Annotated in this window: 15 protein-coding genes; 8 read left to right on the forward strand and 7 right to left on the reverse strand. The window is 41.9% G+C overall.

The features are described from left to right. The first annotated feature begins 15 nt into the window (after positions 1-15). Together B2727_RS19110 and B2727_RS19115 are read left to right on the forward strand one after the other, a co-directional pair. Entirely contained in the window at positions 16-702 is a 687-nt protein-coding gene (locus tag B2727_RS19110) for a hypothetical protein (RefSeq protein ID WP_033132648.1), read from the forward strand. A 172-nt stretch (positions 703-874) separates the two neighbouring features. Next, on the forward strand, positions 875-1,252 hold the full coding sequence (locus B2727_RS19115; protein ID WP_004803862.1) for a tetratricopeptide repeat protein: 378 nt from the start codon (positions 875-877) through the stop codon (positions 1,250-1,252). Positions 1,253-1,299: 47 nt separating this feature from the next. Here B2727_RS19115 and ettA read toward each other — a convergent pair whose 3' ends face one another. Next, a complete protein-coding gene (gene ettA, locus B2727_RS19120) occupies positions 1,300-2,961 on the reverse strand; it encodes an energy-dependent translational throttle protein EttA (protein WP_005185595.1) in 1,662 nt (553 codons plus the stop codon). Between the two features lie 298 nt (positions 2,962-3,259). On the opposite strand from ettA, the gene B2727_RS19125 reads away from it, so the two are divergent. Then, positions 3,260-4,537: an O-acetylhomoserine aminocarboxypropyltransferase/cysteine synthase family protein gene (locus B2727_RS19125; protein WP_033132649.1), complete on the forward strand. Its 1,278-nt coding sequence runs from the start codon at positions 3,260-3,262 to the stop codon at positions 4,535-4,537. A 249-nt stretch (positions 4,538-4,786) separates the two neighbouring features. Continuing rightward, complete coding sequence (locus B2727_RS19130) at positions 4,787-5,674, forward strand: SDR family NAD(P)-dependent oxidoreductase (RefSeq protein ID WP_004803857.1); 888 nt, start codon at positions 4,787-4,789, stop codon at positions 5,672-5,674. A gap of 64 nt (positions 5,675-5,738) precedes the next feature. Here the strand turns inward: B2727_RS19130 and B2727_RS19135 are convergent, their stop codons facing one another. Next, positions 5,739-6,836 (reverse strand): SDR family NAD(P)-dependent oxidoreductase, encoded by a 1,098-nt coding sequence (locus tag B2727_RS19135; RefSeq protein WP_033132650.1) that lies wholly within the window; start codon positions 6,834-6,836, stop codon positions 5,739-5,741. Between the two features lie 105 nt (positions 6,837-6,941). Between B2727_RS19135 and B2727_RS19140 the strand changes: the two genes are divergently transcribed. Next, on the forward strand, positions 6,942-7,328 hold the full coding sequence (locus B2727_RS19140) for a MerR family DNA-binding protein (RefSeq protein ID WP_033132651.1): 387 nt from the start codon (positions 6,942-6,944) through the stop codon (positions 7,326-7,328). Positions 7,329-7,820: 492 nt separating this feature from the next. Next, a complete protein-coding gene (locus B2727_RS19145; protein ID WP_033132652.1) occupies positions 7,821-9,113 on the forward strand; it encodes an MFS transporter in 1,293 nt (430 codons plus the stop codon). A 63-nt stretch (positions 9,114-9,176) separates the two neighbouring features. Here B2727_RS19145 and B2727_RS19150 read toward each other — a convergent pair whose 3' ends face one another. Next, entirely contained in the window at positions 9,177-9,941 is a 765-nt protein-coding gene (locus B2727_RS19150; protein ID WP_033132653.1) for an HD domain-containing protein, read from the reverse strand. Between the two features lie 382 nt (positions 9,942-10,323). Here B2727_RS19150 and B2727_RS19155 point away from each other — a divergent pair, with 382 nt between their 5' ends. Next, the gene (locus B2727_RS19155) at positions 10,324-11,631 is read left to right on the forward strand and encodes a CitMHS family transporter (RefSeq protein WP_004803844.1); all 1,308 of its coding nucleotides are present in this window, start codon (positions 10,324-10,326) and stop codon (positions 11,629-11,631) included. An 86-nt stretch (positions 11,632-11,717) separates the two neighbouring features. Here the strand turns inward: B2727_RS19155 and B2727_RS19160 are convergent, their stop codons facing one another. Then, the gene (locus B2727_RS19160) at positions 11,718-12,602 is read right to left on the reverse strand and encodes a LysR family transcriptional regulator (protein WP_033132654.1); all 885 of its coding nucleotides are present in this window, start codon (positions 12,600-12,602) and stop codon (positions 11,718-11,720) included. Between the two features lie 108 nt (positions 12,603-12,710). Between B2727_RS19160 and B2727_RS19165 the strand changes: the two genes are divergently transcribed. After that, on the forward strand, positions 12,711-13,466 hold the full coding sequence (locus B2727_RS19165) for an SDR family oxidoreductase (protein ID WP_033132746.1): 756 nt from the start codon (positions 12,711-12,713) through the stop codon (positions 13,464-13,466). A 48-nt stretch (positions 13,467-13,514) separates the two neighbouring features. Here B2727_RS19165 and B2727_RS19170 read toward each other — a convergent pair whose 3' ends face one another. From B2727_RS19170 to B2727_RS19180, 3 genes are all read right to left on the reverse strand, one after another. Continuing rightward, complete coding sequence (locus tag B2727_RS19170) at positions 13,515-13,832, reverse strand: AzlD domain-containing protein (protein ID WP_016542691.1); 318 nt, start codon at positions 13,830-13,832, stop codon at positions 13,515-13,517. Then, entirely contained in the window at positions 13,829-14,542 is a 714-nt protein-coding gene (locus B2727_RS19175) for an AzlC family ABC transporter permease (RefSeq protein WP_033132747.1), read from the reverse strand. Before B2727_RS19175 ends, B2727_RS19170 begins: the two co-directional genes overlap by 4 nt. Positions 14,543-14,619: 77 nt before the next feature. After that, positions 14,620-15,450: an AraC family transcriptional regulator gene (locus B2727_RS19180; protein WP_033132655.1), complete on the reverse strand. Its 831-nt coding sequence runs from the start codon at positions 15,448-15,450 to the stop codon at positions 14,620-14,622. Positions 15,451-15,536: the final 86 nt, after the last annotated feature.

Here is a 15,536-nt window from a genome sequence, read left to right on the forward strand (position 1 = left end):
TGTTACGGGTATTTTATGTATAAAATCTTCTCTCTTTGGGTCTTAGCTATGGTATTAAGCGGATGCGCAACCAGCCTACTTTCCACTGCCTTACCCAATGAAAGCTCACAGGTTCAAACCACCACACTGAAAACCGATCAGATTCTGGCGCTTGGACAAGCCATTCAAAATGAAAAAAACCAAGGACTAATCTTTATTGGAAAAGATTTCAATTACTTAATGACCGATGGTAGTACTGAACTCCTAAAGCTTTTGCATGCCATTCCAGCCGAGCAACGCAGCTTTAGTCATCCTAGTCCACTGGTACTGACCATGGATGACCCGAATCATTTTCGTGGCGTATTACAAATTCGCTATCACACCCGTATGGTGGATCTCAATCCAAAGCAAAAAGAATTATTGAAATCCTTAGGTTTTAGACAAAATTTTGACTTGATTCAAAACCAAGAAACTGCGCCTTATCCTTATATCAATGTGTTTTTTAAAGGGCAGCTGTATCAAGCACTCGATCAGCAAAAAATCCAACAAAAATTGGCACAGCCCTATCCAATTACCTTACAACAAGAGACCACCATCACCACCAAACATCCAGTCAAACGCGCAACCCGTATGGTGCTCTATCCTTTGGCAATGGTCTTCGATGTAGTTACTGTTACACCGCTCCTGATGTGGTCTGATCTACGAGGTGATTTTAATAAATAGACACAAATAAATGGGTACAGCTAGATAAGCCAATGACCTAAACAATCAGGTATTGGCTTATTTTCTATAGCATTTCTCACAGCTATGGAATACACAAATAGAACAATAGCTGCAAAGAAAAAACATATATTAAAAACATAATAATGAAAAACTTAGCTCAAGGAGTTGCATGATGAATATTGCAAGTATCAAACAGCGGTTGCATTCCTATTGTTCTGGTTTGGTTCAACAGAACATCATCTCTGAGTCTGAACGAGAAATTCATAAAGCTGAGTTTTTTCAAACATTGGCACATCATGAACACGAGCAAGACAGCCACCCTTTTATTTCAGCCAATGACCGTAATGCGGTTTGGTATTTTCTTCGTGCAGCCTTACGTGGTAATGCAGATGCAGCTTTTAAACTCGGCGAAAGCTATTTGCATGGCGAGTTAGGTTTAGATAAAAATTATGGCAAAGCACAATATTGGTTAGAACGCGCAGCCCATTTAGGGCATCCTGAAGCGAAAGCCTATTTATATAGCGCATTCAGTGAATTGGCTTTTTCATAAGCATAAAAAAAACCAGCTCGGAAGCTGGTTTTTTTTATTGACAGAAATTAACCTGTAATCTTTTTATATTTAGAACGTTTTGCGACCGCTGCATCACCTAAACGCGACTGACGGTATGCTTCATATTCAGCATAGTTCCCTTCGTAGAACTCAGGCTGTTCATTTTCAAATGACAAGATATGCGTTGCAATACGGTCAAGGAACCAACGGTCATGCGATACCACCATCACTGTGCCTGGGAATACAAGAATTGCATCCTCAAGTGCACGTAAAGTTTCGATATCCAAGTCGTTTGATGGCTCATCCAGCAAGATAACGTTTGCACCCAACTGTAAGATTTTCGCAAGTTGTAAACGGTTACGCTCACCACCTGATAATTCGCCTACACGTTTTTGCTGATCTTGGCCTTTAAAGTTAAAGCGACCAATATAAGCACGCGATGCAATTTCGTATTCACCGATTTTTAGGATATCTAAACCACCAGAAACTTCTTCCCAAACGGTTTTATTATTATCCAAAGTATCACGGATCTGACCCACGTAAGCCACTTTAACTGACTCACCTAAAGTCACAGTACCCGTATCTGGTTGCTGTTCGCCAGTCATCATACGGAATAGCGTGGTCTTACCCGCACCGTTCGGACCAACAATACCAACAATCGCAGTTGGTGGTATTGTGAAGGTTAAGTCTTTATAAAGCAGACGACCATCAAATGATTTGCTGATGCCTTCAACTTCTACAACTTTATTGCCTAGGCGCGGGCCAGGTGGAATATAAATTTCAGAAGTTTCGTTACGCTGTTGGAACTCACGTGAGTTAAGTTCTTCAAAACGCTCCATACGCGCTTTGTTTTTCTTTTGCTGACCTTTGGCATTTGAACGAACCCATTCCAGTTCTTTTTTCAATGCCTTGGCAAAAGATTCTTCTTGCTTGTTTTCTTGCTCTAAACGCGCATTCTTTTGTTCTAACCAAGAAGAATAGTTACCTTGGTAAGGAATACCCATGCCACGGTCAAGTTCAAGAATCCACTCAGCGACGTTATCTAAGAAATAACGGTCATGCGTAATCGCTACGATTGTGCCTGGAAAATCTTTCAAGAAACGCTCTAACCAAGATACTGATTCAGCATCTAAATGGTTTGTTGGTTCGTCAAGAAGCAACATATCTGGCTTAGAAAGCAATAAACGACATAATGCAACACGACGGCGCTCACCACCTGAAAGCAATGATACATCTGCATCCCAAGCTGGAAGATTCAATGCATCAGCAGCAATTTCAAGCTGGTTATTCAGGTTATGCGCATCCCAAGCATGGATGATTGATTCTAATTTTTCCTGCTCTTTTGCAAGCGCATCAAAATCTGCATCAGGCTCAGCATATTCAGCGAAAACTTGATCAAGACGAGCTAAAGCATCAAGTGCTTCACGTACACCATCTTCAACGTTACCACGAACGTCTTTGGTTGGATCGAGTGGCGGTTCTTGTTCTAAGTAGCCGATCTTGATTCCTGGTTGCGCACGAGCTTCACCTGAGAAATCTTTATCTACGCCAGCCATAATACGGAGTAAGGTTGACTTACCAGCACCGTTCAAACCAAGCACACCAATTTTTGCGCCTGGGAAAAATGATAAAGAGATGTCTTTTAAGATTTCGCGCTTCGGCGGAACCATTTTCGACACTCGATTCATCGTATAAATATATTGGGCCACGCAGGACTCCTCAAGAAAAACGAATACATCGCAAAATAGCGAATAAAATAATCGGCGTATTATACGCTGAAAACCCAATTGACTTGAAGTTAAGATGACATTTGTTTGTCTGGATCAAAGAATTTTCTTTTGCAAGACATTACAGGTTTGAATTATTTGGTCATTTTCAAAAACAATTACGACCGATAAAGACTCGCTATATCACTAAAATCACTATCAAGCGCAAAAATTATGCACCATTTTGGATAAAATATACGCTAGACTCGATCAATATTTAACACACGTAGATGATGTAATCATGACTTATAAAGATGAAACTTTAGCTATTCATGCGGGATATTCACCAGAAGCAACCACCAAAGCAGTGGCGGTGCCGATTTATCAAACCACCTCGTATGCCTTTGATAATACGCAACATGGGGCAGATTTATTTGATCTTAAAGTTCAAGGAAATATCTATACCCGCATTATGAACCCGACCACGGCCGTACTTGAACAGCGTATTGCGGCACTTGAAGGTGGTATTGGGGCATTGGCTTTAGCCTCTGGTATGGCTGCGATTACGTACGCGATTCAAACCATTGCCGAAGCAGGTGACAATATTGCATCGGTATCCACCTTATACGGTGGAACGTATAACCTGTTTGCCCATACATTGCCAAAGCAAGGCATTGAAGTCCGTTTCTTCGATTATCAAAATCCAGAAGCATTGCGTCAGATTATTGATGAAAAGACCAAACTGGTCTTTGTTGAATCGATTGGTAATCCCCTTGGCAATATTATCGACCTTGAAGCGATTGCCAAAATTGCCCATGAGTATGGCGTCCCTGTTATTGTTGATAATACCGTAGCGACACCTGCCTTATTAAAGCCATTTGAATTTGGCGCCGACATTGTTGTGCATTCACTGACCAAGTATATCGGCGGACACGGCAATAGCATCGGTGGCGTGATTGTCGATAGCGGCAAGTTTCCTTGGGGCAAATATCCTGAACGCTTTAAAGCTTTAAATACACCTGACCCAAGCTATCATGGCGTGAATTATGTCGAAGTCTTAGGTGAAGCCGCTTTTATTGCGCGCGCGCGCGTGGTGCCATTACGTAATACCGGTGCAGCAATTAGTCCATTAAGCGTCTTCTTGATCCTACAAGGACTGGAAACCTTGAATCTACGGATGGAACGCCATACCGAAAATGCCATCAAAATTGCCGAATATTTAAAACAACATACAAAAGTGAAGTGGGTAAATTATGCAGGTTTAAAAGACCATCCGCAGCACCATTTGGCACAAAAGTATGTGAAAGGTAAACCTTCTGCCATCCTTTCTTTCGGTGTTCAGGATGGTCTGGCAGGCGGCACCCGCTTTATTGATGCATTACAGCTGTTTACCCGTCTGGTGAATATCGGAGATGCCAAAAGTCTAGCTTGCCATCCAGCCACGACAACCCACCGCCAACTCAATCCAGAAGAGCTCAAATCAGCAGGCGTCAGTGAAGACTTAGTGCGATTATCTATTGGGATTGAGCACGTCGATGACCTGATTGCCGACCTCGAACAGGCCCTTGCTCAAGTTTAATTTTAATGAAATCAATAAGCCCCTCTTCAGGGGCTTATTTTTTGTTCAAAATCACAAAATTTTTATTGCTTTTTCAACTATTACAAGATCTTGTTTTAGAGCTTTTACTCTAAAAAAGACATTATTTTTCAAATATTTACACTAGACAAACAAAAAATATCGGTTAATATTACACCAAAATAAAGTGTAGTGTTTAATCGTAATAAGAAGGCATTGCAAACAACAGCGTGATTAATGTAGGTAACTTACATGAATGCAAAACTCAAAAAACTTTTTCAGCAAAAAGTCGACGGTAAAACAATCATTGTCACAGGAGCATCAAGTGGTATTGGTTTAACGGTTTCAAAATACCTTGCTCAAGCAGGTGCTCATGTCTTATTGCTCGCTCGTACTAAAGAGAAGTTAGATGAGGTCAAAGCAGAGATCGAGGCTGAAGGTGGAAAAGCGACCGTATTTCCATGTGATCTCAATGATATGGAATCTATTGATGCCGTTTCAAAAGAAATCTTAGCAGCAGTAGATCACATTGATATTCTTGTAAATAACGCAGGACGTTCAATCCGTCGTGCGGTACATGAGTCAGTTGATCGTTTCCATGACTTCGAACGTACCATGCAGTTAAATTACTTTGGTGCAGTACGTTTAGTCTTGAATGTTTTACCGCACATGATGCAGCGTAAAGACGGTCAAATCATTAACATCAGCTCAATTGGTGTTCTTGCCAACGCAACTCGCTTTTCTGCTTACGTTGCGTCTAAAGCTGCATTGGATGCATTTAGTCGTTGTTTATCTGCGGAAGTTCACTCACACAAAATTGCGATTACCTCTATTTATATGCCTTTGGTCCGCACACCAATGATTGCACCAACCAAAATTTATAAATATGTACCAACACTTTCACCTGAAGAAGCAGCCGATTTAATTGCTTATGCAATCGTGAAGCGTCCGAAAAAGATCGCGACGAACTTAGGTCGCCTTGCTTCGATTACTTATGCGATTGCACCAGACATTAACAACATTTTAATGTCGATTGGTTTCAACTTGTTCCCAAGCTCTACCGCGTCTGTTGGTGAGCAAGAGAAGTTGAATTTAATTCAGCGTGCTTATGCGCGTTTGTTCCCAGGTGAACATTGGTAATCCATTTTGAAGATTCAAAAACAGCCAATCTTTTGATTGGCTATTTTTTTATTAGAAATAAGTTCTAGTTGCTTTGATTGATCCAGTCGGTGGTTTTACGGATCGCTGCTTCTAAATTTCCCGTCGAAATCTGCCAGCGCTGTTGAAACTGCGTCAATCGTTCTCGATCCAGCTGTTCTGTTCTTAGAAAACTTAGCATTTCCGGAGACATTTCTAATTTTTTCGCCAACCATTGCCATTTTAAAATAAGCCTTAGCAGTCCAACTGGTACATGTCTGGTTGGTGTACTCACCTGTAATTGATCTGCAATCATTCGAGTGAGTTGATGCAAAGCCAGATTGTTTTCACTGACAGCCAACATCGCTTGATTCGACAAGGCCATATCCACAGAAGCACTGACCATTATCCGACATAGGTCATCGACCCGAACCAAAGGTAGATAATGCTGAGCCGTTGCAGGGATGGCACTCATTTTTCTCCGTTTGAGCAAATCAATCATTTGTGCGATTGGCTGATTCGTGGGAATTTCACCAGACACATCATCGCCAACAACTGTTGCAGGATGAATAATGGTCCAATCGACTGATAGCTGTTGTGCACGCTGTATCCATGCAAAATGCGCTTCAATCTTCGATGCTTCATAAGCCCCCAAATATTGATACACAGCTTGCCACTCGGTACGATCAGGTTGTTCAAGGGAGATCCCTGCTTGCTGTAAATGACCCGTGATCGTCAACATATAACCCGAAACATGTACCGCACGTTTCAAAGCACAATGTTGCTGAACACAAGTTAATAAATTTAACGCACCTTCGACATTTACGGCCCGCGCTTGTTGCATACTCAGGTTCCACGCAAACAACGCACTACTATTATATAAAGTGTCCACTGCGCTTAATTTTTGCCAATCTTGCTCGCTGATGGCAAGTTTAACCTGTGTCACATCACCTTGGATAAAGCTCAGTTGATTCAAAGACACACCTTTTTGACTGAGCCAATTTGTGAGCACGGCTTGTTGTTTAGCTTGATTCCGGACTAAGGCAAAAACCCTATGTCCTTGTTTTAATAATTCTAAAATTAAATAACGGCCAATAAATCCTGTTGCACCTGCGACCAAAGCGACTTGTTGATCTTGCTGAGTTTTTAAGTTGTTATGCGCCATCTCATATGCTCTTTTGATTGAATGTAGGCATAGGCTAAAGGATGGAGTACACTCAATGGTCAAGTCATTTTTTAGACATATTCAAGAATAATAAGGATGATCACCATGTTAATTGGACAATTGGCAAAACAGACGGATTTAAGTCGGGATACCATTCGCTTTTATGAAAAAATGCAGTTGATCCAGTCCATCACCTGTAATAATGGCTATAAAGATTATTCAGAACAAACGCTGCAACAGTTACAACTGATTCGTACCGCAAAAAATCTTGGATTCTCGCTCAATGAAATTAAGCAGATTTTAGCGATGACAGCCCAAGATGAAATCCCTGCCCCACAAGTACAAAGCATTTTCCAAGACAAGTTAGATTTGATAGATGAGAAGATTGCACAACTTCATCAAATCAGAATGATGTTAAGTCGATTTACTCAGGGTGAAGCGTGTCCATTGAGAAAAGATTGTCCGATTCCAGACCTCAACCAATTGCTTTAAAAACTTTCTGAAATGACCGCAACTGCCCATGTGTATAAACTAAAACTTATCCACAGCTTTGCTGCATTAATCATCAGTAGCGTCTGTTGATTTTGCTTCTCGCATATTTTCTGGATCGCATATTTCCAATGCGATTGCCACGCTCACCTTCCAAGACAAGCACTTCATGTCTTGAATTGAGATAAAAAGATGAAAATCCTAAAAAATGCCTTTATTACAATCTATTTACATAACAGCAGCTTGTCTTGTTCCTAAATTGTCCCTTGATACAGCTCAATTAATTGCTTTTAAAAACATTAAATTCCCAATATTGACCATTCTGACATTCTTTATCTGTCAATGATTTAGCTAAAAACCAGTATTATTCTCTCTATCTAAAAATACATTCATAAAAAGCATACAAAATAGTGTCATTTTCATGCTTCTTTAGCGGTATATAACATTCTGTAAAGATTCAGTTACAGAATCTTGCTTGGTTGAAAAGGAACATATATGAGTCAGACATATAGCAAGGAAGAAAAAAGAAGTCGTATCAAAGGTATCGTCGGTGCGGCATCAGGGAATTTAGTTGAGTGGTTCGATTTCTATATTTATGCCGTTTTTGCTGCCTATTTTACCCATGCATTGACCGCTCCAGATATGGATCCAACTACCAAAGCCATTTATGTTTGGGGGGTGTTTGGCGCCAGCTTTTTCATGCGCCCAATCGGCAGTTGGCTATTCGGACGTATTGCTGACCGCCAAGGCCGTAAGCAATCAATGGTCATTTCAATTTGCTTAATGGCACTCAGTTCATTCCTGTTCGCAGCCTTACCGACCTATGATCAAGTCGGAATGTGGGCACCCTTTTTACTGCTCATGGTACGTTTACTGCAAGGTCTCTCCGTGGGTGGTGAGTATGGTGCTGTTGCCACCTATATGAGTGAACTCGGCTTAAAAGGGCAACGAGGCTTCTTTGCATCATTCCAGTACGTCACGCTTTCAGGTGGTCAGTTACTTGCCAGTTTACTCGGGGTGATCTTGCTCGGGTTTATGACTGAACAGCAATTGAATGATGGTGGTTGGCGTATTCCTTTCGTCATCGGTGGTGTTGCTGCATTATTGTCTTTGTTCGCCCGTAGTCGTTTAGAAGAAACCTTGTCACATGAAGATGCCGAACGTGAAGAATCGGGTAGCTTAATCGCCTTACTTAAACAGCACTGGAAAACGTTCTTACTGGTTGTCGGCTATACCTCTGCGGGTTCACTGACCTTCTATGTAGTGACCGTTTATTCAAAAACCTACCTCACCAATATTGGTATGGATGGCAAAACCGTTGGCTTTATCATGACCACGGCGCTATTTGTATTCATGTTGGCGCAACCTTTATTTGGGATGTTGTCAGACCGTATCGGTCGTCGTGCTTCCATGTTGGCATTCAGTTTACTCAGCGCCATCTTTATTTATCCGGTCATGGTCACCGGTATGCGCAGCTTTGCTGACTCCCCTGTCATCATCACCCTGTTACTAATTTTCTTGATGATGTTGCTGAGCTTCTATACCTCGATCAGTGGTTTGGTCAAAGCTGAAATGTTCCCGCCGCATGTCCGTGCCTTAGGTGTAGGTTTCTCCTATGCGGTGGGTAATGCCTTATTTGGCGGTTCTGCACCTTCTGTGGCGTTATTGTTTAAAGATGCAGGCATTGAAAACACCTTCTTTGTCTATGTCATTATCATGCTGTTAATCTGCTTCATGTGTAGTTGGGCCTTACCGAAAAAGCCTGAATATCTGGAACATGATCACTAAATAAATTGTGCCCGAAATCTAAACCACTTTTGTAAAAGCAAAGGTGGTTTTTTATTTTGAGCGTTATTGTACATAAGGATTGAAATTCACAAGCTGCTTAAAGCCACTCTGCACCAGCATGGCAGTACGAGATCGAGGCCGTTGCTGTGCTTCCTGTTGAGTAAATTTAATCATGATCTGATTAAAATCAAGACGAGGGTATCTTTGCTGTAATTGCTGTCTAAACTGCGTTGAAAATTCAAAACCACGACTGCCGATGACGTCACAACTGGCCGCTTGCTGCAGCAAATGCGCTTCTATCCCCTCAGTCAATGCGACATGGGGATTCATATGCAGACTGATCACATCAAACAGTTGATCTGCACGAGGCAATTGCCAGCCCTGTTCAAGCGACCAATCTCTTGCAGCATAAGCGCCCTGTCCTGCAAAACAACGGCAATGTTGATGATGCTGATAATGTTGTTCAGTCATCCCTAAATCATGCAATAAGCAGGCAACTGCTAATAATTCATCATCACGTTGCATGTTTTGCATCTTGGCAAAAGCAATGGCATAACACCATGTACGAAGACAATGATTTTGCAGAGACCTTGAGCTACAAGACTGCATCTCCTCTAAAGCCCGTTGCACATTTACGCTATCAGGCAAGATAAGATCATCCAGACGCAATTCATGTTGAACAGTCGGTCTGTTGCGATTCGCCAAACTGTACATTTTTATACTCTGTTTTAACACAGGAAAAAGGCTGTGGCGCAACAGCAGCATACGATCTTTTAAGGATAAATCCCCTGAAGTCTGCGCCATCCAAACGTGTCGACCAATTTGCATTTTCACCTCTTTTTAAAAATTAGAGTAATTACTCTAATTTATGTTGTACTGCAAAAAACGACCGAAGTCAAAATCAAGTCATTCATTTTGATTGTTCTCAGCACAGTATTTTTTAGAAAGTTGGTGATTAAATCTACCGCTGCCATCTTCTGTTATCGCTCTAAATTTGGCTACTTTTCATTAAAACCATCATTTTTCTATGACCAATTTTCCAGAAAAATTAAACAAAATGTTCATTTCTCGGCCTGTTTGTTTAGTTTTTATCCTTAAGCTTAAGAACAAATTAAGTTTTTATGCATAATGGTCGGCGCTTTAATTTTTATTTTTGGTGTATTTTTAACACTTTTTTATGTCAAGAGGTTACAACTTTAGGGAGTAAATAATGCTGACGCTGATAGGTATTCTAATTATTGTGACAATTGTTGCGCTACTGATGTCTGGTAAAACCAGTCCAATTGTTGCAATGTCGATTGTTCCTCTTATTGGCGCGCTCATTGCTGGTTTTTCGATTAGCGAGATTTCTGGTTTCTTTGAAGCCGGTCTAGCCAAAGTGACCAAAGTGGCGACCATGTTTTTATTCGCCATTTTGTTTTTTAGCATTTTAAAAGAATTACATGTCTTTGATCCCATGATTAAACGCATGGTGCAAATGACGCGTGGCAATGTGGTGATTGTTGCTGTGATGACCACCCTGATTGCTGCGATTGTGCATTTAGATGGTTCAGGCGCTGCCACTTTTTTAATTATTATTCCAGCCTTATTACCACTTTACCGTAAATTGGGCATGAGTCCCTATCTGATGCTATTGCTGATGGCGGGTAGTATGGGCGTAATGAATATGGTGCCATGGGGCGGACCTTTGGGACGTGCTTCAGCTGCGACAGGTTTAGATGCTGCCACACTCTGGCATAGTCTGATTCCCGTTCAAGTGGTGGGTGTTGCAGGGATGATGGTGTTTGCCGTATTTATGGGTTTACGTGAGAAAAAACGTATTCTCGCGGCTCAAGCCCTTGGCACCACCCCATTTGAACAAGACTGCATGGCCAAAGATCTGGCCGAAGATCTGCAAGAAGACGCCAAACCAAAGAATTTATGGTTTAACCTCGGTCTGATCGTTGCTGCCATTATCTGTTTAGCTTTTGGACTATTCTCTGCACCTTATGTGTTTATGATTGCCCTTGCCTTGGTCTTGATCGTCAACTTCCCACAGCCGAAAACACAAATTGAAGTCATTGGCCGTCATGCACCACAAGCTCTAAGCATGGTTGCCATTATTTTTGCAGCAGGTGCCTTCCTCGGAATCTTGTCTGAGTCAGGTATGTTGCAATCGATTGCCCTAGATCTCATTAAAATCCTACCAAGTACATGGATTGCGAGCCTGCACATTCTGGTGGGAATTCTAGGTGTACCGATGGACATCTTTACCAGTACCGATGCCTATTACTTTGCATTACTACCTATTGTGCAGGAAGTTACTGCTACCGCTGGGGTGAATGCAGATTCTGTGGTGTATGCCATGGCGATTGGCAACAATGCAGGAACCTTTGTCAGCCCATTCTCACCTGCAACTTGGCTTGCGGTCGGACTGACAGGTACCGATATGGGACGCCATTTGCGCTATTCGTTTGGCTGGATCTGGTTATTCAGCTTCTTTACCTTAGGCGCTGGCTTCTTACTTGGTCTGTATTAATCCTTGCCAAAATAAAAAAGCATACTCGGGTATGCTTTTTTATTGTCTCTCTGCTTTGTCCACATGCATTGGCAGTTCCCTTCCCATTACAACTTGGTTTTTAATAATTCATTTAACCAGTCAATAAAGTCCTGAAAATATTTAGGACGGTATTGGCGGTCGGTTAGCAACAGACTGACGGGTAACTGTAAGCTTGGGGTATCAATAAATAATCGCTGTAACTGTCCCTGTTGTACATAAGGCGCTGCATCAAATTCAGGAATTTGAATCATGCCAATGCCTGCTAAACCTGCCTGAATATAAGCCTCGGTATTCTCAACCAATAAACGATAAGGCATTTTGACTCGATGCGCTTGGAATAAAAGCTCACTCCACTCTCGATAATGTTTAGCGACATGGTAATCCACGGCGAAGTGCTGTTGTAGTTCTTCAAAACGTTGAGGTTCGCCAAACTCTGCCAAATATTGCGGCGCTGCCACAGTCCATATTTCAGTTTGGGCAATGGGCCGAATCAGCAGATATTCATCCTGAACTTGTCCGACACGTACTACACAATCCAGCTGTTGCTCGATCAAATTAGAAAAATCATCACTGCCATTCACCAACACTTTTACTTTGGGGTAACGTTGATAAAATTCAGATAGATGAGGAATCAGAACTTGTGTGGCTAAGCGTTTCGGCATACCAATACTGATCTTCCCTTCCTGACTACGCACATGGGTTTTAAAACGATTCAGCTCTTTTAACTGTGCCACCAAACGCATGGCTTCATCGTAAAATAAACTCCCTTCATGGGTTAAAGCCACTTTACGCGTGGTGCGATAAAACAGTAATACCTCATACTCTTTTTCAAGTTTTTGAATCGCATAAGTCACATTGGAACGCGGCAAACCCAATTGCACTGCAGCTTGTGCAAAAGACTGCTTCTCTGCCACCAAACAAAAGATTCTTAAACGATCAATCTTATCCATTTTTATTATTCAACTTTTTTGCACAATCAGTTCAATACTAACAACTATTTCAAACAAATAAATTCAATTAGTATGTTTTTTATGCAAAAACAACATCAGGACAAATACATGTCACAACATCATTTAAATGGAAAAACCGTACTGATCACAGGCGGCGCAAAAAACTTAGGCGGTTTAATTTCACGCAAGTTTGCTGAACAAGGTGCAAATTTACTGATTCATTACAACAGCGCTGCCACCCAAGCCGATGCCGAACAAACCTTACAAGACGTACAGGCACTCGGTGCAAAAGCCGTTTTGGTACAAGCTGATTTATCCGATATTCAAACTATTGAGCAGTTGTTTATCACCGCTAAACAAAACTTTGGTGGTGTGGATATTGCGATTAATACGGTAGGTCGTGTGCTGAAAAAACCATATTTAGACACCACCGAACAAGAGTTTGATGGCATGAATGACATCAACAATAAAATTGCCTATTTCTTTATTCAATCGGCAGGTCGTCATCTGAATGACAATGGCAAGATCTGTACCATCGTGACCAGTTTACTTGCAGCGTATACGGGACTTTATTCAACCTATGAAGGCTTAAAAGCCCCTGTCGAGCATTATACCCGTGCGGCATCCAAAGAGTTTGGTCAACGTGGCATTTCCGTTACTGCGGTCGCACCAGGCCCGATGGATACGCCATTTTTCTACGGTCAGGAAGCACCTGAAGCCGTGGCCTATCATAAATCAGCATCTGCTTTAGGTGGCTTAACCAAGATCGAAGATATTGAACCTTTGGTTCGCTTCTTGGTGACAGATGGCTGGTGGATCACTGGACAAACCATTTTTGCCAATGGTGGTTATACCACCCGTTAAGTCGAATATTGACAGTAGTTTGGGCATTCAAGCGCAATGCCCAACACCCTAAGGCAAGAAAAACACCAAAGCATAGAAACAGGCCAAACTCAGGATAATGGTCAATAAGGTATGTTTCACTTTATACGCAATGATAATGGTTAAAATTGTGGCCAAAAAATACGGATTCAATAAAGTCGAACGAAATGCGCCATGTTCATCCATAAACACAATCGGCGTTGCAATCGCAGTCAATAAACACGGTGCAGAATACTGTAAAGATTGTTGAAACCATTTTGGTAAGCGCAACGGAATATTCGGTTCTAGCAAAATATAGCGGTTCATAAACACCACCACAGCCAGAATAATCAAAAGGAACCAAGTCATGCCACACGCTCCCGTAGATTCTGTAAACACGTCGCGGTTAGCATCCCGATCACCCCTGCCAAAATAGCGGCACTTTTAATCCCTAGACTCAGAAAAACCAAGGTTAACAGCACCGATACCAACACACCGACCAAGGTATTTATGTTTTTAATAAACGGAATCACAATGGCGATAAAGGTCGCAACAATCGAAAAGTCTAAGTGATATTGATCAAGATTCGGCACCGATGAGGCAAGCAGCACGCCACAAACGCTAAACAAGACCCAGCACAGATAAAAACAGCTTCCAGCCCCCAATAAATAGTAAATATAGTGTTGTTGCTTTTTAATACTTACCGCAAATAATTCATCAGTCAGCAAAAAGCCCAATAGTAAGCGATGTTTTAAAGGTTGTTTGGAAATATCTTCACGTAGGTACAGGGCATATAGATAATGCTGTGTGGTGATCAGGAAGACTGAAATAATGATGGTCAAGGCTGGCGTACCTGCCATCACCAACCCCAAGGTCATCAACTGTGCGGCACCTGCAAACACCAAAGCTGACATGCCGATCGCCTGCCCAGTGCTTAACCCGGCTTGCACCGCCATAGAACCCGCCAATAATCCCCACGGTAATACCGCGAAACACAGCGGCAGTATTTTAATTACCCCATTGAGAAATGCCCGCGATATGCTCATCGGCGTATCATCGGATATGCTTTCACTTAACATCAACATCACAATTGCTCATAAAAGACCCTATCACTATGCCAAAAATTGATAAGAGAGAATTGTATAAAATTGCTATTTTATTTGAGATAAGCCACATAGCCGCCAGGAGTAATCCCAAAAGTCTGACGAAAATGCCGACTGAAATGACTCTGATCCGAAAAACCACATTGTTGTGAAACCTCAGATAAATTAAGTCCTTGTCTTAGCAGTTTTTGAGATTTCTGCAACCGTGCCTGCACCAACCACGCATGCGGTGATAGTCCGACATGTTTTTTAAATTGACGTAAAAAATGCCATTGGCTGAAATTGGCCATTGCTGCAAGTTCGGCCAATGAAAATTCTTGCTCAGGCATAGTTGCCATCAGCTCTTTGATATTGAGGATACGTTGCTTGGCATTACTCAGATCAGTAATTTGCGGTTTCACCTGACTATATTTCGATACCAACCAGGCAATGGTCGAAAGAAACAAGGTCTGTTTTAATAAAGTATTATGCGGTTGTTCCAATAAATCGAATAACAGACGGAATTGCTGCGCCAATCCTTCATCATGCAATACGGCCTCTCTAAACCACGGCGCTGTACCATGCACGCTGGTCAGATCACGAGTCAATTCATGGAACACTTCAGGGGTTGGATAGATGGCACGATAACGCCACCCCGTTTCGACCGCAGCAGAACCCGTATGTACTTCATCGGCATTGACCAGAATAATATCGCCTTGCGGTGCAACATGGTTACCGCCAGTACGATAGAAGCGCTGCGCCCCTTCTTCAATCACACCAATGCAAAATCCTTCATGGACATGTCGTGAAAATTCCTGCTGATAATAACTTGCTTTCAGCATTTCCAGACCACCTAGTTCTGCTAGGTGTAAATAATCGACTTGCTCACGAGGTCTGCGCGACATCACGACCTCCTTTGAAGTTTTTGCATTGTGTCAGGTTAACGCGATTTAGATAGATATATAGAACAAAATAGCTATTTGTTCAAAAC

The sequence above is a fragment of the Acinetobacter sp. UBA991 genome (assembly GCF_002292065.1).
GTDB lineage: Bacteria > Pseudomonadota > Gammaproteobacteria > Pseudomonadales > Moraxellaceae > Acinetobacter > Acinetobacter higginsii.